General features: G+C 63.8%; 20 protein-coding genes and 1 pseudogene. 12 read left to right on the plus strand and 9 right to left on the minus strand.

From position 1 onward, the window contains the following. Positions 1–46: 46 nt before the first annotated feature. Positions 47–979 carry a serine O-acetyltransferase EpsC gene (gene epsC, locus J5X93_RS24720; protein ID WP_043208361.1) on the minus strand — a complete coding sequence of 311 codons (933 nt, stop codon included), beginning with the start codon at positions 977–979 and terminating at the stop codon, positions 47–49. Between the two features lie 292 nt (positions 980–1,271). Here epsC and tcyJ point away from each other — a divergent pair, with 292 nt between their 5' ends. From tcyJ to J5X93_RS24765, 9 genes are all read left to right on the plus strand, one after another. Next, positions 1,272–2,066, plus strand: a complete 795-nt coding sequence (gene tcyJ, locus J5X93_RS24725) for a cystine ABC transporter substrate-binding protein (protein ID WP_043208272.1) — start codon at positions 1,272–1,274, stop codon at positions 2,064–2,066. Next, positions 2,063–2,731, plus strand: a complete 669-nt coding sequence (tcyL, locus tag J5X93_RS24730) for a cystine ABC transporter permease (protein ID WP_043208270.1) — start codon at positions 2,063–2,065, stop codon at positions 2,729–2,731. The genes tcyJ and tcyL overlap by 4 nt, the downstream gene beginning before the upstream one ends. A gap of 2 nt (positions 2,732–2,733) precedes the next feature. Next, positions 2,734–3,489: an L-cystine ABC transporter ATP-binding protein TcyN gene (gene tcyN, locus J5X93_RS24735; RefSeq protein WP_043208268.1), complete on the plus strand. Its 756-nt coding sequence runs from the start codon at positions 2,734–2,736 to the stop codon at positions 3,487–3,489. A gap of 235 nt (positions 3,490–3,724) precedes the next feature. After that, a complete protein-coding gene (locus J5X93_RS24740; RefSeq protein WP_182941986.1) occupies positions 3,725–4,951 on the plus strand; it encodes an SfnB family sulfur acquisition oxidoreductase in 1,227 nt (408 codons plus the stop codon). A 97-nt stretch (positions 4,952–5,048) separates the two neighbouring features. Beyond that, positions 5,049–6,254: an SfnB family sulfur acquisition oxidoreductase gene (locus J5X93_RS24745; protein ID WP_090344310.1), complete on the plus strand. Its 1,206-nt coding sequence runs from the start codon at positions 5,049–5,051 to the stop codon at positions 6,252–6,254. Continuing rightward, on the plus strand, positions 6,254–7,642 hold the full coding sequence (locus J5X93_RS24750) for an LLM class flavin-dependent oxidoreductase (protein ID WP_250034178.1): 1,389 nt from the start codon (positions 6,254–6,256) through the stop codon (positions 7,640–7,642). Before J5X93_RS24745 ends, J5X93_RS24750 begins: the two co-directional genes overlap by 1 nt. Then, the gene (locus tag J5X93_RS24755) at positions 7,635–8,435 is read left to right on the plus strand and encodes a MetQ/NlpA family ABC transporter substrate-binding protein (RefSeq protein ID WP_043208259.1); all 801 of its coding nucleotides are present in this window, start codon (positions 7,635–7,637) and stop codon (positions 8,433–8,435) included. The genes J5X93_RS24750 and J5X93_RS24755 overlap by 8 nt, the downstream gene beginning before the upstream one ends. A gap of 1 nt (position 8,436) precedes the next feature. Beyond that, positions 8,437–9,543 carry a methionine ABC transporter ATP-binding protein gene (locus J5X93_RS24760; protein ID WP_043208257.1) on the plus strand — a complete coding sequence of 369 codons (1,107 nt, stop codon included), beginning with the start codon at positions 8,437–8,439 and terminating at the stop codon, positions 9,541–9,543. Then, positions 9,533–10,177, plus strand: coding sequence for a methionine ABC transporter permease (locus J5X93_RS24765; RefSeq protein ID WP_043208255.1), 645 nt, complete (start codon positions 9,533–9,535; stop codon positions 10,175–10,177). The genes J5X93_RS24760 and J5X93_RS24765 overlap by 11 nt, the downstream gene beginning before the upstream one ends. Before the next feature lie 98 nt (positions 10,178–10,275). Here the strand turns inward: J5X93_RS24765 and dibA are convergent, their stop codons facing one another. Further along, positions 10,276–12,171, minus strand: coding sequence for a phosphodiesterase DibA (gene dibA / locus J5X93_RS24770; RefSeq protein ID WP_250034179.1), 1,896 nt, complete (start codon positions 12,169–12,171; stop codon positions 10,276–10,278). A gap of 150 nt (positions 12,172–12,321) precedes the next feature. Between dibA and desA the strand changes: the two genes are divergently transcribed. Both desA and J5X93_RS24780 read left to right on the plus strand, forming a co-directional pair. Continuing rightward, entirely contained in the window at positions 12,322–13,506 is a 1,185-nt protein-coding gene (desA, locus tag J5X93_RS24775) for a delta-9 fatty acid desaturase DesA (protein WP_043208250.1), read from the plus strand. A 98-nt stretch (positions 13,507–13,604) separates the two neighbouring features. After that, the gene (locus J5X93_RS24780; protein ID WP_043208359.1) at positions 13,605–14,636 is read left to right on the plus strand and encodes a GGDEF domain-containing protein; all 1,032 of its coding nucleotides are present in this window, start codon (positions 13,605–13,607) and stop codon (positions 14,634–14,636) included. 14 nt (positions 14,637–14,650) lie between these two features. Here J5X93_RS24780 and J5X93_RS24785 read toward each other — a convergent pair whose 3' ends face one another. The 5 genes from J5X93_RS24785 to J5X93_RS24805 all read right to left on the minus strand — a co-directional run bounded on the left by J5X93_RS24785 (position 14,651) and on the right by J5X93_RS24805 (position 23,237). Then, positions 14,651–15,859, minus strand: coding sequence for a response regulator (locus J5X93_RS24785; RefSeq protein WP_043208248.1), 1,209 nt, complete (start codon positions 15,857–15,859; stop codon positions 14,651–14,653). Between the two features lie 138 nt (positions 15,860–15,997). After that, a complete protein-coding gene (gabT, locus tag J5X93_RS24790; RefSeq protein WP_043208247.1) occupies positions 15,998–17,275 on the minus strand; it encodes a 4-aminobutyrate--2-oxoglutarate transaminase in 1,278 nt (425 codons plus the stop codon). Between the two features lie 180 nt (positions 17,276–17,455). Then, positions 17,456–18,898, minus strand: a complete 1,443-nt coding sequence (gabD, locus tag J5X93_RS24795) for an NADP-dependent succinate-semialdehyde dehydrogenase (RefSeq protein WP_043208245.1) — start codon at positions 18,896–18,898, stop codon at positions 17,456–17,458. Positions 18,899–19,198: 300 nt separating this feature from the next. Then, positions 19,199–20,875 (minus strand): aryl-sulfate sulfotransferase, encoded by a 1,677-nt coding sequence (locus tag J5X93_RS24800; RefSeq protein WP_043208242.1) that lies wholly within the window; start codon positions 20,873–20,875, stop codon positions 19,199–19,201. A gap of 16 nt (positions 20,876–20,891) precedes the next feature. Further along, positions 20,892–23,237, minus strand: coding sequence for a TonB-dependent receptor (locus J5X93_RS24805; protein WP_182941990.1), 2,346 nt, complete (start codon positions 23,235–23,237; stop codon positions 20,892–20,894). A gap of 193 nt (positions 23,238–23,430) precedes the next feature. Between J5X93_RS24805 and J5X93_RS24810 the strand changes: the two are divergent. Further along, positions 23,431–24,344, plus strand: a pseudogene (locus J5X93_RS24810) (LysR family transcriptional regulator). Between the two features lie 169 nt (positions 24,345–24,513). Here J5X93_RS24810 and J5X93_RS24815 read toward each other — a convergent pair. After that, complete coding sequence (locus J5X93_RS24815) at positions 24,514–25,419, minus strand: TauD/TfdA dioxygenase family protein (protein ID WP_250034182.1); 906 nt, start codon at positions 25,417–25,419, stop codon at positions 24,514–24,516. Between the two features lie 34 nt (positions 25,420–25,453). Further along, entirely contained in the window at positions 25,454–26,515 is a 1,062-nt protein-coding gene (locus J5X93_RS24820; RefSeq protein WP_250034184.1) for an ABC transporter substrate-binding protein, read from the minus strand. Positions 26,516–26,680 lie beyond the last annotated feature (165 nt).

Below are 26,680 nucleotides of genomic sequence, written 5' to 3' on the forward strand. Positions count from 1 at the left end.
CGGTTACAACTGCGAATGGAGCGCCATAGAAGGCATCGGTTACGGGCTATTTCTGCCCTTCACACTCCAACTGCAGATTCGCCTGGGTGATGTTGCTCTCGGCCGGGACACTGCGGGTCAACCAGACATTGCCACCGATGGTCGAGCCCTTGCCGATGGTGATCCGCCCAAGGATGGTGGCTCCTGCGTAGATGACCACATCGTCCTCGACGATCGGGTGGCGCGGCTCGCCCTTGTGCAACATGCCGGTCTCGTCCGCCGGGAAGCGCTTGGCGCCCAGGGTCACGGCCTGGTAGATGCGCACCCGCTCGCCGATGATCGCGGTCTCGCCGATCACCACGCCGGTGCCATGATCGATGAAGAAACTCGGACCGATCTGGGCGCCAGGGTGAATATCGATGCCGGTGGCCGAATGCGCCAGCTCCGAACTGATCCGCGCCAGCAACGGCAGCCCGGCCCGGTACAGGTGATGAGCCAGGCGGTGATGGATGATCGCCAGGATCCCCGGATAGCACAGCAGCACCTCATCGACGCTGCGCGCCGCCGGGTCGCCCTGATAAGCGGCCAGCACGTCGGTATCGAGCAGTACACGCAGGTTTGGCAGCGCGGCGGCAAAGCCTTGGATCAGCTGCAGGGCATGGGCGTCGACGTCCTCCACCTCGGCCTTGCCATGGCGCGAGGCATAGCGCAGTTCCAGGCGCGCCTGGGCCAGCAACGCAGTGAGTGCGGCATCCAAGGTATGCCCGACATAGAAGTCTTCGCTCTCTTCACGCAGGTCCACCGGGCCCAAACGCATGGGGAACAACGCCCCGCACAGTTGCTCGAGAATCTGGCGCATCGCCTCGCGCGAAGGCAGCTCGCGCCCGCCCTGTTCGCCGCTGCTGCGGCCATTGCGGGTTCGCCATTGCTCGCGGGCGCTGCGCAGGTCGCTGACGATGGTCTGCAGTTGCCAGTGTCCGGTGGATGGATGTTCGCTCACGGTGGTCTCCTGGATCGAGGCTGTGCGGGCCTTCATGGAAGCGGGCCGCGCTATGGATTCAACTGTACGGCAAATCCAGTGCTTGGAAAAAACAACGCTTTATTCCATCCTGCGCTAAGTCGGGTATAAGCAGCGCTGACAGAGTGTGTAATCCTCGCCTACCCTCAATGCTGTCCAATTCGACAAAGCTTATAAAAAGAAATAACAAAATAAATTTTTATTATTTCCAGGCCTATAAAGGCCACCTCTATAGTCGCCACCCACTACTTCCACAACAAGCGCGGGGCCCTACATGACCAAATTCGCCAAACCCCTTCTCAATGCCAGCCTGGCCCTTGTGCTTGGTACCGGCCTGTTCAGCCATGCATTCGCAGGCGAGCAGCTCAAGACCATCCAGGAAAAAGGCAGCATCAGCGTCGGCCTGGAAGGCACCTACCCACCCTTCAGCTTCGTTGACGAAAACGGCAAGCTCGCCGGCTTCGAGGTCGAACTGTCCGAACTGCTGGCCAAAGAGCTGGGCGTGAAAGCCAAGCTGCAACCAACCAAGTGGGACGGCATCCTCGCCGCGCTGGAGTCCAAGCGCCTGGACGTGGTGATCAACCAAGTGACCATTTCCGACGAGCGCAAGAAGAAGTATGACTTTTCCGAGCCCTACACCATCTCCGGCATCCAGGCCCTGATCCTGAAGAAGAAAGCCGACCAGTTGAACATTCACAAGGCCGCGGACCTCGCCGGCAAGAAGGTCGGCGTAGGCCTGGGCACCAACTACGAGCAGTGGGTGAAGAAGGACGTTCCTCAAGCCGACGTGCGCACCTATGAAGACGACCCGAGCAAATTCGCCGACCTGCGCAACGGCCGCATCGACGCCATCCTGATCGACCGCCTGGCCGCCCTGGAATACGCCCAGAAAGCCAAGGACACCGAACTCGCCGGTGAAGCCTTCTCGCGCCTGGAGTCGGGCGTGGCCCTGCGCAAGGGCGAGCCTGAACTGCTCGAGGCGATCAACAAGGCGCTGGACAAGCTCAAGGCCGACGGGACCCTGGCCAAGCTGTCCGAGAAATATTTCGGTGCCGACGTCACTAAATGATTTCCGAAAGCCTGCAACTTGTCATCGACTCCACGCCCTTCCTGTTGAAGGGCGCGGGTTATACGGTGCTGCTGAGTGTCGGCGGCATGTTCTTCGGCCTGGTCCTGGGCTTTGCCCTGGCCCTGATGCGCCGCTCGAAGATCCTGCCGCTGGACTGGCTGGCCCGAGTGTATGTGTCGTTCTTCCGTGGCACGCCGCTGCTGGTGCAGCTGTTCGTGATCTATTTCGGCATGCCGCAGATCGGTATCGAACTCGACCCGATCCCGGCCTCGCTGATCGGCCTTTCGCTGAACATGGCCGCGTACATCTGCGAAATCCTGCGCGCGGCGATCTCCTCGATCGACCGTGGCCAATGGGAGGCCGCCGCCAGCATCGGCATGACCCGCACCCAGGCCATGCGCCGGGCGATCCTGCCCCAGGCCATGCGCACCGCCTTGCCGCCGCTGGGCAACAGCTTCATTTCCCTGGTCAAGGACACCGCCCTGGCGGCGACCATCCAGGTGCCTGAGCTGTTCCGCCAGGCGCAGCTGATCACCGCCCGGACCTTCGAAGTCTTCACCATGTACCTGGCTGTGGCAGTGATCTACTGGATCCTGTGCACCATCCTTGCGCACTTCCAGAACCGCATGGAAGCGCGGGTCAACCAGCACGACCAGGAGCACTGAAGATGATCGTAGTAGAAGGCCTGACCAAGCAGTTCAAGGGCCAGACCGTGCTCAACGGCATCGACCTGACCGTCCAGCCCGGCGAAGTGGTGGCCATCATCGGCCCCAGTGGTTCGGGCAAGACCACCTTCCTGCGTTGCCTCAACCTGCTGGAAACGCCCGACGCCGGACGCATCCAGATCGGCGACATCAGCATCGACGCCAACCGCTCGCTGGGCAGCCAGCAAGGTGCGATCCGGCGCTTGCGCCAGCAGGCCGGCTTCGTGTTCCAGAACTTCAACCTGTTCCCCCACCGCACCGCCCTGGAGAACGTCATCGAAGGGCCGGTGATCGTCAAGAAGACGCCTCGGGACAAAGCCGTCGAACTGGGCCGGCGCCTGCTGGCCAAGGTCGGTCTGGCGGGCAAGGAAGACGCCTACCCTCGGCGGCTGTCCGGTGGCCAGCAGCAACGGGTGGCCATCGCCCGGGCCTTGGCCATGGAGCCGGAAGTGATCCTCTTCGACGAACCGACCTCTGCGCTCGATCCTGAGCTGGTCGGCGAGGTGCTGGCGACCATCCGCGGCCTGGCCGAGGAAAAGCGCACCATGATCATTGTCACCCACGAGATGAGCTTTGCCCGGGACGTGGCCAACCGGGTGATCTTCTTCGACAAGGGCGTGATCGTGGAGCAGGGTGAAGCCAAGGCGCTGTTCGCCAATCCCAAGGAAGAGCGGACGCGGCAGTTCCTGCGCAAGTTCCTGGGCACCGCAGCCGGCTGATTTTTCTCGCTGTCCCCCTTACCTATTCGCGGGTAAACCCACTCCCACAGTTCTGTAGGAGCGGGTTTGCCCGCGAATGCGTTCGCGTGCGCGACACAAAAGCATGGCTTCTATACATAGTCCAAAAAGTTAGTTCATAAAGTTTTTATAAGCGAATAGGGTATATAAACCGGACCACCGGACCAGCAAACGTCAGTCGCCGCCAGCGACGCTTTCAACTTTTGTGAGGTAAGGAATGGTCTGGTCCACAAGCGATCTCGACAGCTCACCCCCGCTACTGCCAGCCAAGGTATTGCGCAACGACGCCGAGGCCCTCCAGGCTGCTCGGGAACTGGCCGACGCGGCCCGCCAACAGGCCTCGCGCCGCGACCAGCAGCGCAAGCTGCCCTGGGCCGAGATCGAACAATTCACCCGCAGCGGCTTGGGCAGCATCAGCATTCCCAAAGCCTTTGGCGGACCCGAGGTCTCGTTCCAGACCATCGCCGAAGTCTTCCGCGTGATCAGCGCCGCCGACCCGGCCCTGGGACAGATCCCACAGAACCAATTCGGCATGATTCAACTGCTGCGCCTGACCGCCACCGAGGCCCAGCAAGCCGTGCTGTTCCGCTCCGTGCTCGACGGCTGGCGCATCGGCAATGCCGGGCCTGAACGTGGCACCAAGGACACCCTCACCCTCAAGGCACGGATCGTCCGTGACGGTGAGCAATATCGCGTCAGCGGCGAGAAGTTCTATTCCACCGGCGCCCTGTTCGCCCATTGGGTCGCGGTCAAAGCCCTGGATGAAGAGGGCCGCCAGCGCCTGGCCTTCGTCCGCCGGGGCAGCCCGGGCCTGCGCATCGTCGACGACTGGTCCGGCTTCGGCCAGCGCACCACCGCCAGCGGCACCGTGTTGCTGGATAAAGTCCCGGTGGACGCCGAGCTGGTGGTGGACAACTGGCGCCAGCGCGAGGTGCCCAACACCCAGGGCGCGGCCTCGCAGTTGATCCAGGCCGCCATCGATGCCGGTATCGCCGAGGCGGCCATCGACGATGCCATTGCCTTCGTGCGGGAAAAATCCCGCCCCTGGATCGAAGCCAAGGTGGATCGAGCCAGCGATGACCCCTATGTGATCGCCGACATCGGCCGTCTGAAGCTGGAGCTGCATGCCGCCGAGGCCTTGCTGCGCAAGGCCGCCCAGGTACTCGACGAGGTCAATGCAGGTCCGGTGGACGAAGCGTCGGCAGCTCGCGCCTCGATCGCCGTGGCCGAGGCCAAGGTGCTGACCACCGAAGTGGCCCTGCAGGCCAGCGAGAAGCTGTTCGAGCTGGCCGGCAGCCGCGCCACCCTCGCCGAATTCAACCTCGACCGCCACTGGCGCAATGCCCGCGTGCATACGCTGCACGACCCGGTGCGCTGGAAATACCACGCTGTCGGCGCCTGGCACCTCAACGGTACCCGCCCTGCCCGTCATTCCTGGATTTGAGTGAGCCTGCGCCAGCACCTGCACTGAACCTGCAGGGCTGGCGACAGCCTGCGATGGGGCACGGAGCAGCCCCTTACGATCCGCACTGGAGAAACACATGAACGCACTGACCCACCCCACCCCCAAGGCGGCGGTCATCACCAGCGATGCCCAGGCTCTGGCCGTCGCCGAGGACCTCGCCCAGCAACTGCAGCGCGACAGCGCCCAACGCGACCGCGAACGCCTGCTGCCCTACGCCGAACTCGAGCTGTTCACCCGCTCCGGCCTGTGGGGCATCAGCGTGCCCAAGGCCTTTGGCGGCGCTGGCGTATCCAACGTGACCCTGGCCAAGGTCGTCGCGCGTATTGCCCAGGCCGACGCCGCCCTGGGCCAAATTCCGCAGAACCATTTCTATGCCTTGGAAGTGCTGCGGGTAAACGGCACGCCCGAGCAACAACAGCGTCTCTACGCTGAAGTCCTGGCGGGCCGACGCTTCGGCAACGCATTGGCCGAGCTGGGCACCAAGACCGCCCACGACCGCACCACCCGCCTGAGCCGCGACGGCGATGGCCTGCGCATCAACGGTCGCAAGTTCTACGCCACCGGCGCCCTGTATGCCCAGCGCATTCCCACCTCGGTGGTCGATGATGCCGGCGTTCAGCAGCTGGTGTTCGTACCCGCCGACAGTCCAGGCCTGCAAGTGATCGACGACTGGAGCGGCTTCGGCCAACGCACCACCGGCAGCGGTTCGGTAGTGTTCGACAACGTGCCGGTGCGCGATGAAGACGTGGTGCCGTTCCAGAGCGCCTTCGACCGCCCGACCCCCGTCGGCCCCCTGGCGCAGATCCTCCATGCCGCCATCGACACCGGCATCGCCCGCGCTGCCCTCGAGGACGCTCTGCACTTCGTGCGCACCCGCAGTCGGCCGTGGGTCGACGCGGGGATCGACAAGGCCAGTGACGACCCGCTCACACTCAAAAGCTTCGGTCATCTGGCCATCCGCCTGCACGCTGCCGAGGCCTTGCTGGAGCGGGCCGGGGAATTCCTCGACCGGGCCCGCGACGACAGCAGCGCCGACAATGTCGCCGCCGCCTCCATTGCCGTGGCAGAAGCCCGGGCGATCAGCACCGAGGTCTCCCTCGCCGCCGGCACCACCCTGTTCGAACTGGCCGGCAGCCAGGCCACCCTGGCCGAGCACAACCTCGACCGGCACTGGCGCAACGCCCGAGTGCACACCCTGCACGACCCGGTGCGCTGGAAGTACCACGCCATCGGTAACTACTACCTCAATGGGGAAAACCCGCCGCGTCGGGGGACCATCTGATGGCCAAAGAGATCCTGCTCAACGCCTTCAACATGAACTGCGTCGGGCATATCAACCATGGCCTGTGGACCCATCCACGGGACACCTCGACCCAGTACAAGACCCTGGCCTATTGGACCGATCTTGCCCGCCTGCTGGAGCGCGGCTTGTTCGATGGCCTGTTCATCGCCGATATCGTCGGCACCTACGACGTGTATGGGCAGTCGCTGGACGTGACGCTCAAGGAGTCGATCCAGCTGCCGGTCAATGACCCGTTACTGCTGGTCTCGGCCATGGCCTCGGTCACCCGCCACCTGGGCTTCGGCCTGACCGCCAACCTCACCTACGAGGCGCCCTATTTGTTCGCCCGGCGCCTTTCCACACTCGACCACCTGAGCAATGGCCGGGTCGGCTGGAACATCGTCACCGGTTACCTGGACAGCGCCGCCCGGGCCATGGGCCTGGCCCAGCAACCCGAGCACGACCGGCGTTACGACCAAGCCGATGAATACCTGCAAGTGCTGTACAAACTGCTCGAAGGCAGCTGGGATGACGACGCCGTGGTCGCTGACCGTGAGCGGCGGGTCTATGCCGAACCGGGCAAAGTGCGCAAAGTCCAGCATCAGGGCGAGTTCTACAAGGTCGAGGGCTACCACCTGTGCGAGCCTTCGCCGCAACGCACGCCGGTCTTGTTCCAGGCCGGCAGTTCGTCCCGGGGCCTGGCGTTCGCCGGCCAGCACGCCGAGTGCGTTTTCATCAGCGGCCAGGACCAAGCCGCCACCCGCGCACAGGTCGACAAGGTCCGTGCCGCCGCCCGCGCCGCTGGCCGCGCCCCACGAGCGATCAAGGTGTTCATGGGCATCACCGTGATCGTCGCGCCCACCGAAGCCCAGGCTCGTGCCAAGCACGCCGAATACCTGCGCCATGCCAGCCCCGAAGCCGGCGTGGCGCACTTTGCCAGCTCCACGGGTATCGACTTCGCCGCCTATGGGTTGGACGAACCGATCGGCTTTGCCAAGGGCAACGCGATTCAGTCCGCCACCCGCCAGCTGCAGGACAACGTCTGGACGCGCCGCCGCCTGCTGCAACAGCACGCCCTGGGCGGGCGCTACGTGACGCTGGTCGGCGCGCCCGAGCAGGTCGCCGAGCAATTGATTGACTGGATCGACCAAACCGGCCTGGATGGTTTCAACCTGACCCGCACTGTCACCCCGGAAAGCTTCGAAGACTTCATCGACCTGGTGGTGCCGGAGCTGCAACGGCGTGGCCGCTACAAGACCGCCTACAGCGAAGGCACGCTGCGCGAAAAACTGTTCGGCGCTCGTCACGCCTACCTTCCCGCCGGCCACCCCGGCGCCACTTACCGCAACCCGATCCCTGCCCCGATTGGAGCCCTGCACCATGCTTGAAAAACTGTTCCGGCCCGTCGCGGCCGCTGTCTTATCCCTGGGCCTGAGCGGCGTCGCCCTGGCCGCCGAGCCGCTGAAGATCGGCACCACCGCAGCTTTCGCCATCCCGCTGGAAGCGGCGGTGGAGGAAGCCCACAAGCAAGGCCTGGAGGTGAAGCTGATCGAGTTCAGCGACTGGATCGCCCCCAATGTCAGCCTCAACAGCGGCGACATCGACGTGAACTACTTCCAGCACATCCCGTTCCTGGAAAATGCCAAGGCCGCCGCCGGCTTCAACCTGGTGCCCTACGCCCCCGGCATCATCAACAACGTCGGGCTCTACTCCAAGCGTTACAAAAGCTTCGCCGAGCTGCCCGAAGGCGCCAGCGTGGCCATCGCCAACGACCCGATCAACAGTGGGCGCGGCCTGCAATTGCTGGCCAAGGCGGGGTTGATCACCCTCAAGCCGGGCGTGGGCTACAAAGCCACCGAGGACGACATCGTCGCCAACCCCAAGAAACTGAAGATCTTGCAGGTCGAGGCCGTGCAATTGGTGCGGGCCTATGACGACGCCGACCTGGTCCAGGGCTACCCGGCCTACATCCGCCTGGCCAACAGCTTCGATCCCACCTCGGCCCTGCTGTTCGACGGCCTGGAGAACAAGGAGTACGTGATCCAGTTCGTGATCCGCCCACAGAGCAAGGACGACCCGCGTCTGGCGAAGTTCGTCGACATCTACCAGCACTCGCCGACCGTGCGCGCCGCGCTGAACAAAGCCCACGGCAGCCTGTACCAGGCCGGCTGGGAGGGCTGAGATGAGCAACGCCAGCGCCCTCAAGGCGCCTGTCCCGCATACGTCGCCGCCTGCCCGCGAGCAGGCCCTGCGCCCGGAGGTCAATCAGGCCCATGTGCGCTTCATCGGCCTGGGCAAGACCTACCCCGGCCAGGCGCAACCTGCCTTGCAGGGCATAGACCTGAACATCCGTCGCGGCGAGATCTTCGGCATCATTGGCCGCAGCGGCGCCGGCAAGTCATCCCTGCTGCGCACCATCAATCGCCTAGAGCAACCCAGCCAGGGCCGGGTGCTGATCGACCAGACCGACATCGCCCCCTTTGACGAAGAGCGCCTGGTCGCCCTGCGCCGACGCATCGGCATGATCTTCCAGCACTTCAACCTGATGTCGGCCAAGACCGTATGGCAGAACGTCGAGTTGCCCTTGAAGGTCGCCGGCGTGCCCAAGGCCGAGCGCCAGCGCAAGGTCAGCGAGCTGCTGGAGCTGGTGGGCCTGGCGCACAAGCATCACGTGTACCCGGCGCAGCTGTCGGGTGGGCAGAAACAACGCGTCGGCATCGCCCGGGCGCTGGTGCATGACCCCGAAATCCTGCTGTGCGACGAGGCCACCTCGGCACTGGACCCTGAAACCACCGCCTCGATCCTCGATCTGCTGCGTGACATCAACCAGCGCCTGGGGCTCACCGTGGTGCTGATCACCCATGAGATGGCGGTGATCCGTGATATCTGCCACCGCGTCGTAGTGCTCGAGCGCGGCGAGATCGTCGAGCAGGGCGAGGTCTGGCGGGTATTCGGCGCTCCGCGCCACGAGGTGACCCGCACCTTGCTCGCGCCCTTGCAGGCCAGGCTACCCGCTGCCCTGCAGGCCAATCTGCGCGCCAGCCCGACTGGCCCTGGGGATGCCGTGGTCCTGCGCCTGAACCTGCTGGGCGAACCGCAACTGTCGGAGGTGTTCAACGACTTGGGCGGGCGGATACGCCTGCTTCAAGGCGGCATCGAGACCATCGGTGCCCACGCCCTGGGGCAACTGGTGCTCTCCGTGCAGGGCTCGCCCCATAGCTCGCACCAATTGCTCGAGCGCGCCAGACGCTGGGCCGAGAACGCGGAGGTACTGGGTTATGTGGCTTGATCGTCTGCTCGAAGGGTTGCTCGATACGCTGTTGATGGTGGGTGTGTCGTCGTTCATCGCGCTGTTGGTCGGTGTACCGATGGCGGTGCTGCTGGTCACCAGTGACAAAGGTGGGATCTTCGAAGCGCCTGTGCTGAACCGAACGCTGGGCGCGATCGTCAACCTGTTCCGCTCGATCCCGTTCCTGATCTTGATGGTCGCGCTGATTCCCTTCACCCGCCTGGTGGTCGGCACCACCTATGGCGTGTGGGCCGCCGTGGTCCCGCTGACCATCGCCGCCACGCCATTCTTCGCACGGATCGCCGAGGTGAGCCTGCGCGAAGTCGACCACGGTTTGGTCGAGGCGGCGCAGGCCATGGGGTGCCGGCGCTGGCACATCGTCTGGCATGTGCTGCTGCCCGAGGCGCTGCCAGGCATCGTAGGCGGCTTCACCATCACCTTGGTGACCTTGATCAACTCCTCAGCCATGGCGGGCGCCATCGGGGCGGGAGGATTGGGCGATATCGCCTATCGCTATGGGTACCAGCGCTTCGACAGCCAGATCATGCTGACCGTGATCGCCATGCTGGTGGCGCTGGTGGCGGTGATTCAGCTAGGTGGCGACCGCCTGGCCAAAGGGTTGAACAAACGTTAGCTTGGGGACCGCCGCGCCCCAACGCAGGCTCCGCCAGCGCCTACAGGTCTGTGGGAAGTGCGAAGCCTGCAATGGGCTGCAACGCAGCCCCAAGCATTTCAGCTCCAGCGCAAGTCCACCGCCGGCACCGGCCGCCCGTACCAGTAGCCCTGCCCCAGGTCGCACTGTTGCTCGAGCAGAAAGCGCGCCTGTTCGGCCTGTTCGATCCCTTCGGCATGCACCTGCATGCCCATGCTCCTGGCCAGGGCGATGATCACCCGGACGATGGCAATGTCGTCTTCGTCGCACGGCAGGCCCGCCACGAAGCCCTGGTCGATCTTGAGCTTCTGCACCGGCAGACGCTTGAGCCGCAGCAGCGAGGAATAACCCGTGCCGAAATCATCGATGGCCAGGCTAAGCCCCAGCTCGCGCAGCCGATGCAACTGTTCAAGTGCCACTTCCGGGTCTTCCATCACCGCGCTCTCGGTGACTTCCAGCTCCAACAGGGCGGGGTCCAGACCGGTATCGTGCAGCACCTCGGCCACCTGCAGGTACAGCTCGCGCTGACCGAACAGGCGGCTGGAGATGTTCACGGCGACGAACTGCAGACCACGCCCTTCGACCTGCCATTGCACCATCTGCCGGCACGATTGGCGCAGTACCCAGGCGTCGATTTCGGCGATCAACCCGGTGCTCTCGGCAATAGGAATGAACTCGCCCGGTGAGACCATCCCACGGGTGGGGTGCTCCCAACGCACCAGTGCCTCGACGCCCACCAACCGGTTGGTCAGCAAGTCGTGCACCGGCTGGTAGAACACCCGCAACTCCTGCTGCTCCAGCGCTCGACGCAGATCGCCAGCGGTCTGCACACGTTGCTGGGCGTGGGCGGTCAATTCTTCGGTGTACAAGGCATAGCAGGCGCGACCGTTGTTCTTGGCCTTGAACAGCGCCGCATCGGCGTTGCGCAGCAGTTGCGCGGCGCTCTGCGCATCGCTTGGGAACAGGCTGATACCAACGCTCACGCTGATGAACAGGCGATGCCCCTCGAAGACGAACGGCTCGCGCAGGCGTTCAATGATGCCTTGGGCCAAGGTTGCGGCCTGGCCTACCTGTCGGCAGTTCTCGGCCAACACGCCGAATTCGTCCCCACCCAGGCGCGCCAGAGTCACGCCACTGCCCAGCAACTCGCGCAGGCGCTCGCCCACCAGTTTGAGCAACTGGTCGCCCAACGTATGGCCCAGGCCATCGTTGATGCTTTGAAAATGGTCGAGGTCCAGCAGCAGCAACGCACACCCGCGCTTGTTGGCCTGGGCGGACGCTAAGGCCTGCTCGGCGCGGTCGTTGAACAGCAGGCGGTTGGGCAGCCCGGTCAGCGGGTCGTGGTGCGCCAGGTAGGCGAGTTCCTGCTCGGTGTGCTTGATCGCGCTGATGTCGCTGAACACCGCCACGTAATGAGTGAGCGCACCGGCATCGTCGCGAATGGCGCAGATCGTCTGCCACTGCGGGTAGATTTCGCCGCTCTTGCGGCGGTTCCAGATCTCTCCGCTCCACTCGCCCTTCTCGGCCAGGGAAGCGTAGATCTGCTGGTAGAACGGCAAGCCATGGCGTCCGGACTTGAACTTGCTCGGACGCTGGCCGAGGACTTCGTCCTGGGCGTAGCCGGTGATACGCATGAAGGCGCGGTTGACGTGCACGATCAGACCATTGCTGTCGGTCACCAGCACCCCTTCGAGGGTGCTGTCGAACACCGCCGCGGCCATGCGCAGACGCTCGCGATCCTCGCTGCGCAGCTGTGCACCGATGCCGATGAAATTGAGCAGGCGGGCACGGGTGACGAAGATCAGCCCGGTGGTGAGCAGTATCCAGACGAACGCATTGACCTGCCGCGCGACCGCCAGCATCTCGGAATCATCGAAAAGCCCCTGCAACACCTGCTCGGACACCACCATCCAGAGCAACGAGAAACCCAAGTACAGCGCGGCCATGCGCAAGGCGTCGCGAACGGAAACAGACATGTCGGGTGGATAAGCCCCTGAAAAAGAATGGGGCATTATAAAGGCTGAAACATGCCGTGACTTCCTATCGGAAAGGGTGACTGGTTTTATTTCCTCACCCGGCGATAATGCCCGCGCGGTTCCCCTGTTTTTTCGAGGGTCTCAACACCTATGTGGTACTCCGGTTTTCTCGATCTGTCGGCCTGGCAACTGGTCGGCGTCACCCTGCTGATGACCCACGTGACCATCATCAGCGTCACCCTCTACCTGCATCGCTATTCCGCCCATCGCGCCCTGGAGCTCAACGCCGGGCTCAAACATTTCTTCCGCTTCTGGCTGTGGCTGACCACGGCGCAGAACACCCGTGAATGGACCGCCATCCATCGCAAGCACCACGCCAAGTGCGAAACGCCGGACGACCCCCACAGCCCGGTCTACAAGGGCCTGGGCACCGTGTTGCGCAAGGGCGCCGAGCTCTATCGCGAAGAGGCACGCAACCCCGAGACACTGCGCATCTATGGCAAGAACTGCCCGGACGACTGGATCGAGCGCAACCTCTATTCGCGCTACAAGCTCGGCGGCGTGGCCATGATGGCGGTGATCGACCTGCTGCTGTTCGGCACCATCGGTATCACCATCTGGGCAGTACAGATGATGTGGATTCCCTTCTGGGCCGCGGGGGTGGTCAATGGCCTGGGCCATGCGCTGGGCTATCGCAACTTCGAGTGCCGGGACGCAGCTACCAACCTGGTGCCCTGGGGCATCGTGATCGGTGGCGAGGAGCTGCACAACAACCACCACACCTACCCCAACTCGGCCAAGCTCTCGGTCAAGCGCTGGGAGTTCGACATGGGCTGGATGTGGATTCGTCTGCTGTGCCTGCTGCGCCTGGCCAAGGTCCAGCGCGTGGCACCGATCGCCCATCGGGTCGAGGGCAAGGCGCATCTGGACATGGACACCGCCATGGCGATCCTCAACAACCGCTTCCAGATCATGGCCCAGTACCGCAAGCTGGTCATCGCGCCACTGGTCAAGCAAGAGCTGGATCGTGTCGACACCTCGGTGCGCCACCACTTCCGCCGTGCCAAGCGCCTGCTGTCGCGTGAAACGAGCCTGCTGCAGGACCGCCATCACGTGCGCATCGAGTCCATGCTCGCCCACAGCCAGTCGCTCAAGACCATCTATGAAAAACGCCTGGCCCTGCAACAGATCTGGGCGCGCACCAGCGCCAACGGCCACGACATGCTGGCCGCCATGAAGGACTGGGTCCACGAGGCCGAGGCCAGTGGCATCCAGGCGCTGCGCGACTTCGCCGACCAGCTGAAAACCTACTCCCTGCGCCCTTCCGGCGCCTGAGCACCGTTGATCGGCACGCCTCGCCCTGGGGCGTGCCGACCGGAACTTCACTCCCCTCCCCGACTCAAATCCGGCATATCGCCCGCGTGGCGGGCCGGATCGTGGCCGCACGCTTTCACGCCGAGAATCGCTTCGTGCTCATGGCCAAAGACCTCACCTCGACCCTCTTCGGCAATCCACCGCCGGAAGCTGCACAGACCCTGCTCGCCCTCCTCCATGCCCAGGGCGAAGTCGCCCGCCTGAGCGAACGCGAGCAGCTCTACAGTTCGCTGCTCGACAGCGTCAACGCTGTGCTGTGGGCGTTCGACTGGGAAACCCGCCGGGTGCTTTATGTCAGCCCCGCCTATGAGCGGATCTTCGGTCGTCCGGCCAGTCTGGTACTGGCCGATTACAACGCCTGGCGCGACAGCATCTACCCGGACGACCTGGAATACGCCGAGCGCAGCCTGGCGCAAGTGCTGGACACAGGTTCGGTGGAAGATCGCGAATACCGCATCATCAACGCCGCCGGCCAAGTGCGCTGGCTGAGCGACAAGTGCTACGTCAACCAGCAGCGCGACAGCGACCAACGCGTGATCATCGTCGGCATCGCCGAGGACATCACCGAGAAGAAGCAGCTCGAAGGCGAGCTGCAACGTCTGGCCACCACCGATGTGCTGACCCAAAGCAGCAATCGCCGCCACTTCTTCGAGTGCGCCCGCCAGGCCCTGGAAACCGCCCGGGAGGAAGGCAAGCCCCTGGCCTTCCTGCTGCTGGACATCGATGACTTCAAACAGATCAACGACACCTATGGCCACCAGGAAGGTGACCAGGTGCTTCAGCGCATCGCCGACAGCGGCCGCGCCGTGCTACGCCGAGGCGATCTGTTCGGGCGGATCGGCGGCGAGGAGTTTGCTGCCGTGTTCCCAGGCTGCACCGCCCAGATCGCCGAACAGATCGCCGGACGGCTGCAACGGGAGATCCAGCACTTGAGCTTCAGCCATGGGCAGCAAGTGTATGGCGTCACGGTCAGCCAAGGCGTGACCGAGCTCACCGATGCGGACGACCTGATCGACACCCTCTTCGCCCGCGCCGACGCCGCCATGTACCAGGCCAAGCGCCAGGGCAAGAACCAGATCGTGCGTGGCTGAGGCTCGGCGCGACCTCACTCCTGCCTGCGCAGCCGGCTCAGTTGCGCCATTCCTAGCTTGAGCAGGCGAGCCGTCTTGCCGCTGGCGACTTTCTCGAGGCCCTGTTCCTCGGACAGGCGCGACAATTGCCCGGCCAGGTTCATGGCCAGGATTTCCCGCGAATAGACCCCGCCGCCAAGTTGATAGATCGCGGCGATCAGCTCACGCAGGCTCAGCGGCAGGCGCCATCGCGTGCGCAGCGCCGAGCCAAAAGCAGCGCCAAATTCATTGAGCGACAGTTGCACCTGGTCCTCGTCCAGCTCACCGCCCGCCAGGCACCACTCCTGCAGGCAACGCAGCACGGCCAGATCGCCCAGGCAATGCAGCAAGCCCGCGCAGTAGCAGCGTTCTTCATCGATTTCGAGCAGGCGCGCCAGGCTGCGGGCGTACTCTGCGGTGTGCAGCGAAAGGTCCCAGAAATGCGCCGCGTGCCGCGCCAGCAACGGGTCACTCAGGCGCGCACTGCGCTTGAGGGCCAGGCCCAGGATAAGGTTCATGCTTTGGGTGCTGCCGAGTTTGTTCAACGCCTGCAACAGGGTCTGCACCGGTACTTCGCTATGCAGGGCGGCACTGTTGGCAGCGGCAATCAGCACCGCCGTGATCTGCGGATCGTTGCGCACTTCTTCTTCCAGCGTCTTCAGGTTCAGCCCTTGGGGGTTGAGCGCACGCTTGATTGCCACCTGCACATCGGCCAGCAGCGGCCCGCCATCGGCGCTGGCGCGGCGTTGTTCTAAGTAGGTCGGCAGCTTGATCCCCGGCTGCAAGGCCGGAGCCGGGCAGGCGACCTGCTCCCCCACCTCCAGCAGGAGTTTCTCCAAGCGTTTGCGCAGATTGTCCAGATCCAGAGGTTTGCTCAGGTAAGCGGTGGGATGCAGCGGCAGCACCTCATGCACGCTGGCACTGTCGCTGCGCTCGCTCATGAGGATGAATGGCAAGGTAGCGGTTTGTTGCTGGGCACGCACGTTGCGCAGCAAGTCTAGGCCGTCGCCGCCGGCCAGCTCGCGAGCAGCGATGATCAGGTCGGGTTTGCTCGCCAGCGCGGCCAAAGCCTCCGGTCCGTTGGCACATACCTGCAAACGAGCATCACAGCGGACGCTGAGCAGCATGTCGCGGAGCATGTCGCGCACCCAAGGATCGCCTTCGGCAATCAGTACGCAAGGCGGGATGGGGTTGGCAGCGCTCATCGGCGGGCTCCTGGTAATCCTTGACACGCAATCCGTTGCAGCATCCTGGGCAAATCCTCGGACAACGATAGCGTCCCGTGCCTGGCTTGGGCATAAAAAAACCCGCCGAAGCGGGTTTTTTTATGCATCGCGTCAGATTCAAGCCAGCTCAGCGAAGCACTCTTCGATGATTGCCAGGCCTTTGTCCAGCAGCGCGTCTTCGGCGGTCAGCGGAACCAGGATACGCAGGACGTTTCCGTAAGTACCGCAGGACAGCAGGATCAGACCCTTGTCACGTGCCTTGGCCACGACCTGGGCAACGGCAGCGGCGTTCGGGGTGTGGGTGCCTTTCTCGAAGACTTCAACAGCGATCATCGAGCCCAGGCCACGCACGTCACCGATGATCGGGTGCTTTTCCTGGATCTTGCGCAGGCCAGTGGTCAGACGCTCACCGACAGCCTTGCTGCGGTCCAGCAGTTTCTCTTCTTCGAACACCTTGATGACGGCCAGGGCCGCAGCGCAAGCGATCGGCGAACCGGCGTAGGTGCCGCCCAGGCCGCCTGGAGCGATGGCGTCCATGTACTCGGCCTTGCCGCACACACCGGCCAGCGGGAAGCCGCCAGCGATGGACTTGGCGAAGGTGGTCAGGTCAGGCGCGACGCCCATCTGTTCCATGGCGAAGAAGGTACCGGTACGGCCAGCGCCGGTCTGGACTTCGTCGGCGATCAGCAGGATGCCATGCTGGTCGCACAGGGCGCGCAGGCGCTTCATCAGCTCTTTCGGTGCTGGCAGGAAGCCGCCTTCGCCTTGTACCGGCTCGAGGATGATGGCAGCGATGTCGCGTGGCTCGGCGTCGTTCTTGAAGATGCGCTCGACCGAGGCGATGGCGTCGTCAACGCTGATGCCGTGCAGTTCGCTCGGGAACAGGGCGCGGAAGATGCCGCCTGGCATCAGGCCCATGCCAGCGGAGTAAGGCACGACCTTGCCGGTCAGGCCCAGGGTCATCATGGTACGACCGTGGTAGCCGCCGGTGAAGGCGATCACGCCGGCACGGCCAGTGGCGGCACGGGCGATCTTCACGGCGTTCTCGACGGCCTCGGAACCGGTGGAGACCAGCAGGGTCTTCTTGGCGAAGTCGCCAGGGACCATGGCGTTGATCTTCTCGCACAGCTCTACGTAGGGCTCGTATGCCAGAACCTGGAAGCAGGTGTGGCTGACTTTGGTCAGCTGCTCTTGAACGGCGGCAACCACTTTCGGGTGCAGGTGGCCGGTGTTCAGTACTGCGATGCCGCCGGCGAAGTCGATCAGTTCGCGGCCTTCAACGTCGATCACGGTCGAGTTCTTCGCGGTGTCGACGAAGATCGGGTGGATCTGGCCAACGCCACGTGGGACGGCGTTGACACGGCGTTGCATCAAAGATTCGTTGGTCTTGCTCATAATGCCCTCATTCGCGCCGACGATAATGGCGCTGTTATTCGAGGGTGGCTGGGGTCGTTCACGATCAGCATGCGTTGATCGACTGTCGCGAACACCCTGGTCACCAGGTACTACGGTGTCAAAAAGGCCAGCGAGACGTCGCTCTCGCGCCCCGCTGGCAGAGGGAAATTCAGTACGTGATCAGATGCTGATGCACAGGTACTTGATCTCGAGGTAGTCCTCGATGCCGTACTTGGAACCTTCGCGGCCCAGGCCCGAGGCCTTGATGCCACCGAACGGTGCCACTTCGTTGGAGATCAGGCCGGTGTTGATACCCACCATGCCGTACTCCAGGGCCTCGGCGACACGGAACACTCGGCTCATGTCACGGGCATAGAAGTACGAAGCCAGGCCGAACTCGGTGTCGTTGGACATAGCGATGACTTCGGCTTCGTCTTTGAAGCGGAACAGCGGCGCCAGCGGGCCGAAGGTTTCTTCCTTGGCCACGGCAGCGCTCTTCGGTACGTCGACCAGGATGGTCGGCTCGAAGAAGTTGCCTTCGATCAGCTTGCCGCCGGACAGCACCTTGGCGCCCTTGGAGACTGCGTCTTCGATGTGCTCTTGGACCTTGGCGACAGCCTTGCCGTCGATCAGCGGACCAGTAGTGGTGCCTTCTTCCAGGCCGTTACCGATCTTCAGCTTGGCGACAGCGGCCTTGAGCTTCTCGGCGAACGCGTCGTAAACGCCGTCCTGAACGTAGATACGGTTGGCGCAGACGCAGGTCTGGCCGTTGTTGCGGTACTTGGAGATGATCGCGCCCTCGACCGCCTTGTCCAGGTCGGCGTCGTCGAACACGATGAACGGCGCGTTGCCGCCCAGCTCCAGGGAGACCTTCTTGATGTCCTTGGCGCATTCTTCCATCAGCTGGCGACCGATTTCGGTCGAGCCGGTGAAGGACAGCTTGCGAACCAGGGCGTTGCCGGTCAGCTCGCCGCCGACTTCGCCAGCGCTGCCGGTGACCACGCTCAGCACGCCAGCCGGGATGCCGGCACGGTTGGCCAGCTCGATCAGGGCCAGGGCGGAGTATGGGGTCTGGGAAGCAGGCTTGAGGACCATGGTGCAGCCAGCGGCCAGGGCCGGGCCGGCTTTACGGGTGATCATCGCGGCCGGGAAGTTCCACGGAGTGATGGCGGCGGTGACACCGATCGGCTGCTTGATGACGATCAGGCGTTTGTCTGGCTGATGGCCAGGAATCACGTCACCGTAGACACGCTTGCCTTCTTCGGCGAACCACTCGATGAACGAGGCAGCGTAGGCGATCTCGCCCTTGGCTTCGGCCAGTGGCTTGCCCTGCTCGGTGGTCATCAGGCGGGCCAGGTCGTCCTGGTTCTCGATCATCAGCTCGAACCAGCGACGCAGCTTGCCAGCACGCTCTTTGGCGGTCAGTGCGCGCCAGGCCGGCAGGGCCTTGTCGGCAGCTTCGATGGCGCGGCGGGTTTCGGCGGCGCCCATCTTCGGCACGGTACCGATGACTTCACCGGTAGCCGGGTTGGTCACCTTGATGGTCTGACCGTTGTCCGCGTCCAGCCACTCACCGTTGATGAAGGCTTGCTGGCGGAACAACTGAGCGTCTTTGAGCTGCATGTCGGATTCCCTTGAGAGCACCGTGCACGGACGGCGCTAATTATTGATTGTTGAAAGGCGCCCAAGGGCGCCATCAGGAATTCTTGCACCAGGGGTGTTCAACGCCTGGGCATCGAGCGTTTGAAATCTCAAACGGAATGCTAAGCGGGTGCTGGGGTGTTGGACAATAGGCTGTTCGAAAAAAAGAACGAACGGTTGAACACCGAGCCGGATTTCCGGATCGGTGCAGGGAAGAAGTTCAGGTTAGTCCAAAGGCCTGAAGGAGGGTCGATGGGAGGACCGACGGCCCTCCCGGCAGGATCAGAACGCGTTGTCGAGGTCGATCACCAGTGCGCGGTAGCCGACGCTACCCGGCTGGCGACTGTGCACTTTCAGTTCCACCAGAACCTCCTGGGTACCGCTGCGCACCTCGTTGAGCACCGAGGTGGTGAGTTTTTCCGGCGTGAGGAAACCCACCGACGCCGAGTAGATGAACTGGGTATCGGTTTCCGGACGGTAGGCCACCACCGAGGTGATCGGGCTGTACCACTCATCGCCTCGCTCCTTGCCGTAGGCCCAGACCTGCTCGACGGTGCCCTTGGCTTCGTCGATGCGGTACTCCACCGCACGGCTGTAGTTGCCCGACAGTTTGGTCGGCGCGAAGTCACGTCCCCAGCCGTTGTCGAACACGGTCAGCGTGCCGCGGCCGGTCAGCCAGGCCGTGTGCTGGGTCCAGGACCAGTCGAAGTCCTCGCTCGCCACAGGTTTGAGCACTTTGTCTTGCAGGCGTGCCGGCCATCCTTGCGGCGAGGCGAGGATCCACTTCACCGTTTTGTCGCGACCGATCTTCACCACGCCCTGATGGCGGGCAGAGATGATGATGCTGTCATCGGCCGGGTCGTAGTCGATGGCGTTGACATGGGCCCAGTTGCGTCCAGTGCCGACGCCCGGAGCATCGCCGAATGGCAGGTCGCCTTCGGCCAGCTCGTTGGCCAGGGTGCTGTCCTGGCGCGCCACGTCTGCGGGCAGCTGGATCGCCGCCTTGCCCAGGGTTTCGAGCAAGTCGCCGCGGTACGGGTCGAGGATCTGGTTGAGATCCCAGAAGTCCAGCACATCGCCCGCCTCGTTCACTTCGATGATGTGGTCACGGATCGAACGCACGCGCTTGCCGTCCGGACGTCGATAATCGCTGGTGCCCACGCGCAACAGGTAGGTGCCGTTCACGGTTTCGCGGATCTCGTGGGAGAAGTCGGCGAACTTGTCCGGCAGGCTACGCTGCCAGATGCGCCGGCCCAGCAGGTCGTACTTGGAATAGGTCTGGCCTTGGCCCCAGATCAGCTTGCCGTCGCGGGTCTGCTGGAAGCCCATGGTCCCGCCCAGGCCGTCGCGGCGGTTGGAGTCGTGGATCTGTTCGATGTCCAGGTACCAGCGCACATCGCCATTGCTGTCGGCGATCCAGTTGTTGCCCACCTGGTCCCACTCGGCGGCGCCACCCAGGCCGTTCCACTTGAAGGCGCGCGCACCGGGGATATCCCCTTGCAGATGGTTGAACAGGTACAGGCGCTTCTCGAAGCCTGGCGACACCTTGACCGGCTCCACCTCAGGCAGGGCCGCAGTCTGCTTGGCCACCACCGGCAGACGCACGGCCGGGGCGTAGATCTCGAAACGCTCGCGGATGCGCTCGCCGTCGAGCTTGTAGGTCACTTCCACTTGGTTGACGTAGTCCGGGTACAGGCCGAACACCGGGATCCCGCCGTAGGTCCACAGAGAGCGGTCAGACACCTCATAGGCGATGTCCACGCCGCGCTCGCCACGGCCCAGCACCCGAACGTGGACAGCACTGAGCGTGCGGCCACCGTCGCGGATGATCGCGGTCAGCGGCGCCAGGCGGTACGGGTTGACCACGACATCGCCAAGCAGGGCCTCGTCGTGATCCGGGACCTTGGCGGTAATGCAGGCGCCTTCGGGCAATGCGGGCGTTTCGGTCTTGGCATTCATGGCAAAGCTCCTTTTCTCAGAAGTCGTAACGGGCGGTTGCACCCACGGTGCGCGGGGTGCCGAGCACACCGGAATAGCCACCGTTGGCGGCGTTCCACAGGCTGGTGAAGTAGGTCTTGTCGCCGGCGTTCTTCACCCACAGCGACAGGTCGAGCACGCCGTCGCCCTGGTCCAGGCGCACGCCGGTAGAGAGGTTGACGATGGCGTAGCTGGGGATCTGACCGTAGTCGGAATCGTCGATGGTGCCCACCGCGCGGGAGCGGAAGGCGTAGCTGGCGGTGACGTAGGGCTCGATGCGCTCGGCCAACTGCCACTTGTACTGGCCGTTGAGGTTGGCGATGTACTTGGAGGCGCCGACCACCTGATGGCCACTGAGGTCGCAGGTCGCGCCGGGGTTGGCCAGACCCACCTCCGGCGGGCACGGGGCGTCGTCGTACTCGGTGTAGCGCACATCGTTCCACGAGCCGTTGAAGTTGAGCGTAAGGCCGCGCACCGGCAGCGCCGTGGCCTCGAACTCCAGGCCACGGGAGCGGACATTGCCGGCGTTGGCCAGGTACTGCACGCGGTTGGCTTCGTCGTAGACGTTGGCCTGGTAGCCATGCACCTCGGCCCAGAACAGGTTGGCGTTGAGCTGCAGGCGGTTGTCCAGCAGCGTGCTCTTGACCCCCAGCTCGGCGTTGTTGACCCGCTCGGTGCCCACCAGCAACGAGTCGGTGCCCAGGCGCGGCGCTGCCCCCACGGTGAGATTGATGCCGCCGGACTTTTCGCCATGGCTGAGGCTCGCATAGCCGAGCACCTGCTCGTTGAAGCGGTAGCTCAGGCTCAGCAGGCCGGAGGGGCTGAAGCTGTACTGGTTCAGATCGCCCGAGTCGTAGGCACCGGCCCGACCATTGCGCGCCGCAGCCGCACCGCCGGTGACCGCTGCGCCGCCGACAGGCGCATCCCGGGTGACCCAGGCGCTTTTTTCTTCATAGGTGCCGCGCACCCCGGCGGTGAAGTCCAGGCGGTCGGTCAGGTGCCAGGTACCCTGAGCGAACAACGCATAGCTGTCAGTGTCGATGTGCCCGTCACCCAGGCTGGTGACGTTGGCCAGCGCGCCTGGGGGCGTGCCGCTCCAGATATCGGCCTGGGGGCCGTAGTAGAAGAATGATTGGTTATCCAGGTCCTGTTTGAAGTAATAGGCGCCGAGCACATAGTCGAAGAAGCCGCCGGTGGGCGATGCCAGGCGGATCTCCTGGGAATACTGCTTGTCGCGCACCGACACCCCGACGTTGCGGTAGACCGGCACGTTCAGGCCGTCGTCGTTGCGCGGGGTGAAGTCCCACCAGCGGTAAGCGGTGATGGAGGTCAGGGTGAAGTCGTTGGGCAAGGTCCAGTTGGCCTCCACCGAAGTGCCGCCCTGGAACACCGTCACCTGCTGGTCGGCGTCGAAGTTGACCTTGCGATCCTTGCCCGACACCAGGGTAGCGCCGGCTTGGGCCGCCAGGCTTTCGTAGCGATTGACACCGTTGATGGTCGGGCCGGTGCTGTAGAGCGCCAATACGCCGTTGTCGGAGTCCTCTTCGTTGTACTCACCGATCCAGCGCAAGTTGAAGGTCTCGCTCGGCTCGAACAGCAACTGGGTCCGAAAACCCTGGCGCTTGCCGCCGTTGAGGTCGTGGCCGTTGTAGACGTTCTTCACGTAGCCATCGTCCTCGGTGTGGTAAGCGCTGATGCGCCCGGCCAGGGTTTCGCTGATCGGCCCGGAAAAACTGCCCTGGGTCTGCCAGTAACCATCCTCGCCCAGTGACGACTGGACGCTGCCTTCGCGGTGGAACGTCGGTTTGCGGGTGGTGATGTTGAGCACCCCGGCGGTTGTGTTCTTGCCGAACAGCGTGCCTTGCGGGCCGCGCAGCACTTCGAGCTGCTCGACATCCAGCAGGTCGAACACGGCCATGCCAGGGCGACCCAGATAGACGTTGTCCAGGTAGATACCCACGCTGCCTTCGAGGCCATCGCTGGCCGGGTTGTTGCCCAGGCCGCGGATCGAGATGCTCGACTGGCGAGCATGGACATAGGCGACGTTGGTGCTGGGTACCAGCTGTTGCAGATCCTGCACACGGTAAATGCGCTGGGTCTCCAGGGTCTCGCTGTCGAGCACACTGATCGGCGTGGGGACGCTCTGGGCGCTTTCCTCGCGGCGTCGAGCATTGACCGTGACAGTGCCGAGGGTGGCTTGCTGCTCGGGCACTGGCGTGGCAACGACGGTCTCTTCGGCAAGGCTAGGCAGGCTGGTGCCGGCGACAGCCAGTAGCACGCCTGCGGCCAAGGGTTGCAAGGTGAACAGCGACGCGCACGCCGGCCATCGGGGAAGTCGGGACATGCAAATGCTCCTTGAGGCATGGGCCCTGGGGCGAGCATTTCCGTTGGCGGAACCGAATCGCGGACAGTCGGGCTATATTCTTTTAAGAGATATAAATATTTTTAATTCATATTTTGTGGAATAAGTGACTCCCTTTATAAGGTTCGTAACCCTTGTCAGCAATTGCATTTCACCGAAAGTTTTCATGTAGAAAATGCATATAGATCTCCGTCAGCTTCGTCACTTCATCGCCTTGGTCGATCACCGCAGCTTCGTCGCTGCGGCGGCTGCGGTGAACCTGTCGCAATCGGCCTTCAGCCGGAGCATCCAGACGCTCGAGCACAACGTCGGCTGCCGCCTGGTCGATCGCGCCAGCAAGGATTTGTCCCCTACCCGGCAAGGCCTGCTGGTGCTGGAGCACTCGCGCCGCCTGGTGCATGGAGCCCATCACCTGGCCAACGAAATCAACCAGTTCAATGGCGCCACCACGGGTGTCGTGCGGTTCGGCTCCGGGCCGGCACCGGCAGGCGGGCTGGTTCCAAGAGCGGTGGCGCGTTTCGTGGCCGAGTACCCCGCTGCGCGCACCTGCTTTCAGGTGGATAACTGGCAGGCACTGAACCGCCGGCTGGTAGCCGAGGAGATCGAGTTTTTCGTTGCAGACACCCGTCAGTTCGAAGCCGATCCGGACTACCAAGTGCACAAGCTCAAGCCTCAGCGCTGGCACTTCTGCTGCCGCGCCGGGCACCCGTTGAGCGAGCGCGCCGAGGTCCGTGCGCGTGATCTGTTCGACTACCCGCTGGCCACGACCTTCCGCCCGCCGAACATCCGCAAGGTGCTGAGCGACCTGAGCGGCCGCCAGGATTTCTTGCCCAGCGTGGAGTGTGAACACGGCTATGCGCTGCTCAACGTGGTGCAGCAATCGGACACCATCGGCATTGCCTGCAATGCCAATCTGCGGCCCTATCAACGAGAAGGCGGGTTGGTAGCGCTCCGCTCGCCGACCTTGCGCCGGAGCATGAAGAGGCGTTCTACACCCGCTATGGCGTGGTGAGCCGCGTGGGGTATGGACTGTCGGCGTTGGCCCAGGGATTGGTGAGGCAGTTGATTGCCTGTGACAGCGAGTCATGACCGGGCAGTATGGTGCCATTGCACCGCGCCGCCTGCTTCGCGGGTGAACCCGCTCCCACAAGAAACACCGCCCCTTGTAGGAGCGGGTTTATCCGCGAATAGCGCCAGCGCAAGCAGCCCACCTAGTTGTCTCTTCGATTCCGCGATGGCGGCACAGGCCTGCAATAGATCAGCCCTTGCGAAGGGTCCGGCTCTGCTGTCCGTCCACACCTACCGGCACCTCCCCGCCCAATGTCACCCGACGCACGATGCGCGGCTGGGTGCCGTAATCGTCCACCGCGTAATGCTGGGTCGCGCGATTGTCCCAAATGGCCACGTCACCGGCCTGCCAGCGCCAGCGAACGGTATTTTCCAGGCGCGTCACATGCCCTTGCAGCAGATTGAACAGGTGCGCCGAGTCCGCCTGTGAATAACCTTTGATGCGCTTGACGAAATGCCCCAGCTGCAAGGCCCTTTCGCCACTGATCGGATGCACCCGCACCACTGGATGTTCGGTCTCGTACACCGTGGAAGTGAACACCTGGCGATAACGCTCAAGCTTGGCCGGGTCCACATCGGGCTTGGTACCGGCATAGTCGTATTCGTTGCTGTGCACCGCCCAGAGCTTGTCGGCAAGCTCGCGCAGCGGCTCGGGCAGGCTTTGGTAAGCCGCTGCGGTGTTGGCCCAGACAGTGTCGCCACCAAAGGCCGGCGCCACCACACTGCGCAAGATAGAAGCCTTGGGGTAGGCTTCGACGAAGGTCACATCGGTGTGCCAGGAATTGGCCCGTTGACCTTCGGCACCATCGAGCTGCAGCAGGTAGTCCGTGCCGTCGACCACCGGCACGGTGGGATGGGCGATCGGCTCGCCAAGACGTTTGGCGAAGGCCTCCTGGCTCTGGTCGTCCAACTGCGTCTGGTTGCGGAAGAAAATCACCTTGTGTTGCACCAGGGCCGCCTGAATGGCGTCGATGGTGGCGGCGTCCAAGTCGGCGGACAATGTCACGCCGCGAATCTCGGCGCCGATGCGCCCGGCGATCGGATGGATGTCGAGTGCAGCGGTGTGTGGCGCGCGGGCCAGTGCGGCATTGCTCATGGTCATGTCCTTGCGATGGGGATGGATAGGGGTTTCAGCGGGCGGCCTGGACGGCTTGGTCCTGCTGTAGGGCGGCATCGAGAAAACGCGGTTCGATCCAGTCGCTCACCTGGAAGCCACGGCGGATCAAACGCTCCTTGGCAGCCAGGTCCACACCCTGCTGCAGCAGGCCGACAAATTCGGCGTCCAGGCGTGGGTCGAAGTAATGGGCGAGGTTCTCCTGGGCCAGGTCGCCTTCGAGGATCACCCGGGGGTAGTTGGCGGTGCTGGCGACCAGGTCCACATAAGCCTTGCGGTTGTTCTCATCGCGCAGCCACTTCACCGCCTTCTGTTGGGCCGTGACCAGGCGCGCCACCAGGTCCGGGTGCTGGTCGATGAAGGCCCCGGTGCCCAGCAGTACCGCCTGGGTGCTACCCGCCCCCTTGAGGTCGCGGGAGTTCACCGGTAGCTCCACCAACCCCCGTTCGCGCAGGGACAACAGGGTCGACAGGCCCCAAGTGGCGTCGATCTGCTTGGCCGCGATGGCAGCATTGGCGGCGTTGAAATCCAGGTTGATGATCTTCAGGTCACGCTCGGACAGCCCTTGGCTGGCCAGGGCGCTGGCGAACGACAGCTGGTTGGCGGTACCGCGGAACACAGCCACGCGCTTGCCTTTGAGATCCTGCAGGCTGTGGATACCAGAGCCTGGAACCACGGCCAGATAGCTCTTCACCCCGCGCACGCCGGCAGACAGTACCCGGGTGTCGAGGCCGTTGGCCTTGCCGATGATCGCGGCCAGGTCGCCCAGGTAGGCAAAATCGGCCTGGCCGTTGGCCAGGGCTTCGTTGATCACCGGCCCCGCGCCTTTGAAGAAGCACCAGTCGATGTGGATGCCGTCCTTGGCAAACTCCTGCTCCAGCAATTGCTGGCTACGCAGCACATCCACCACCCCGCCCGCGCTGGGCTGGCTGCCGGCACTGAGGTCCGGCACGGCAATGCGGATGCTATGGGGTGCGTCCGCCTGGGCCGCTTGAGCGCTCAGCACGCTGGCCGCCAGCAGGCCCGCCAACAGCGGCGAGGCGAACGTACTGAACAAACGTCGGAATGGGATTTTCATGACCAGGCTCCTTGGCAGGCTGCCACCGGCGATGGCCGGCGCTTTGGCCAGAAGCTAGGCCGGGCGAGTTAAAACCCACAAAGACCAAAACTTCATTTTTTAGTAACCAAAAGTCATAACCCAAGCGTCACGGGCGCTGCCGGACGGCTTGCGGAAAACGCATGG

This window comes from Pseudomonas sp. BYT-1, assembly GCF_023611805.1.
GTDB lineage: Bacteria > Pseudomonadota > Gammaproteobacteria > Pseudomonadales > Pseudomonadaceae > Aquipseudomonas > Aquipseudomonas guariconensis.

What these genes read in the sequence shown, in the direction of transcription:
- gabD (WP_043208245.1), bottom strand. Translation starts at nt 18,898, where the DNA reads ATGCAGCTCAAAGACGCTCAGTTGTTCCGCCAGCAAGCCTTCATCAAC.
- J5X93_RS24815 (WP_250034182.1), bottom strand. Translation starts at nt 25,419, where the DNA reads ATGAGCAATGCCGCACTGGCCCGCGCGCCACACACCGCTGCACTCGAC.
- desA (WP_043208250.1), top strand. Translation starts at nt 12,322, where the DNA reads ATGTGGTACTCCGGTTTTCTCGATCTGTCGGCCTGGCAACTGGTCGGC.
- tcyN (WP_043208268.1), top strand. Translation starts at nt 2,734, where the DNA reads ATGATCGTAGTAGAAGGCCTGACCAAGCAGTTCAAGGGCCAGACCGTG.
- J5X93_RS24785 (WP_043208248.1), bottom strand. Translation starts at nt 15,859, where the DNA reads ATGAGCGCTGCCAACCCCATCCCGCCTTGCGTACTGATTGCCGAAGGC.
- tcyL (WP_043208270.1), top strand. Translation starts at nt 2,063, where the DNA reads ATGATTTCCGAAAGCCTGCAACTTGTCATCGACTCCACGCCCTTCCTG.
- J5X93_RS24755 (WP_043208259.1), top strand. Translation starts at nt 7,635, where the DNA reads ATGCTTGAAAAACTGTTCCGGCCCGTCGCGGCCGCTGTCTTATCCCTG.
- J5X93_RS24740 (WP_182941986.1), top strand. Translation starts at nt 3,725, where the DNA reads ATGGTCTGGTCCACAAGCGATCTCGACAGCTCACCCCCGCTACTGCCA.
- J5X93_RS24745 (WP_090344310.1), top strand. Translation starts at nt 5,049, where the DNA reads ATGAACGCACTGACCCACCCCACCCCCAAGGCGGCGGTCATCACCAGC.
- J5X93_RS24760 (WP_043208257.1), top strand. Translation starts at nt 8,437, where the DNA reads ATGAGCAACGCCAGCGCCCTCAAGGCGCCTGTCCCGCATACGTCGCCG.
- tcyJ (WP_043208272.1), top strand. Translation starts at nt 1,272, where the DNA reads ATGACCAAATTCGCCAAACCCCTTCTCAATGCCAGCCTGGCCCTTGTG.
- J5X93_RS24800 (WP_043208242.1), bottom strand. Translation starts at nt 20,875, where the DNA reads ATGAATGCCAAGACCGAAACGCCCGCATTGCCCGAAGGCGCCTGCATT.
- J5X93_RS24750 (WP_250034178.1), top strand. Translation starts at nt 6,254, where the DNA reads ATGGCCAAAGAGATCCTGCTCAACGCCTTCAACATGAACTGCGTCGGG.
- J5X93_RS24765 (WP_043208255.1), top strand. Translation starts at nt 9,533, where the DNA reads ATGTGGCTTGATCGTCTGCTCGAAGGGTTGCTCGATACGCTGTTGATG.
- gabT (WP_043208247.1), bottom strand. Translation starts at nt 17,275, where the DNA reads ATGAGCAAGACCAACGAATCTTTGATGCAACGCCGTGTCAACGCCGTC.
- J5X93_RS24805 (WP_182941990.1), bottom strand. Translation starts at nt 23,237, where the DNA reads ATGTCCCGACTTCCCCGATGGCCGGCGTGCGCGTCGCTGTTCACCTTG.
- dibA (WP_250034179.1), bottom strand. Translation starts at nt 12,171, where the DNA reads ATGTCTGTTTCCGTTCGCGACGCCTTGCGCATGGCCGCGCTGTACTTG.
- J5X93_RS24820 (WP_250034184.1), bottom strand. Translation starts at nt 26,515, where the DNA reads ATGAAAATCCCATTCCGACGTTTGTTCAGTACGTTCGCCTCGCCGCTG.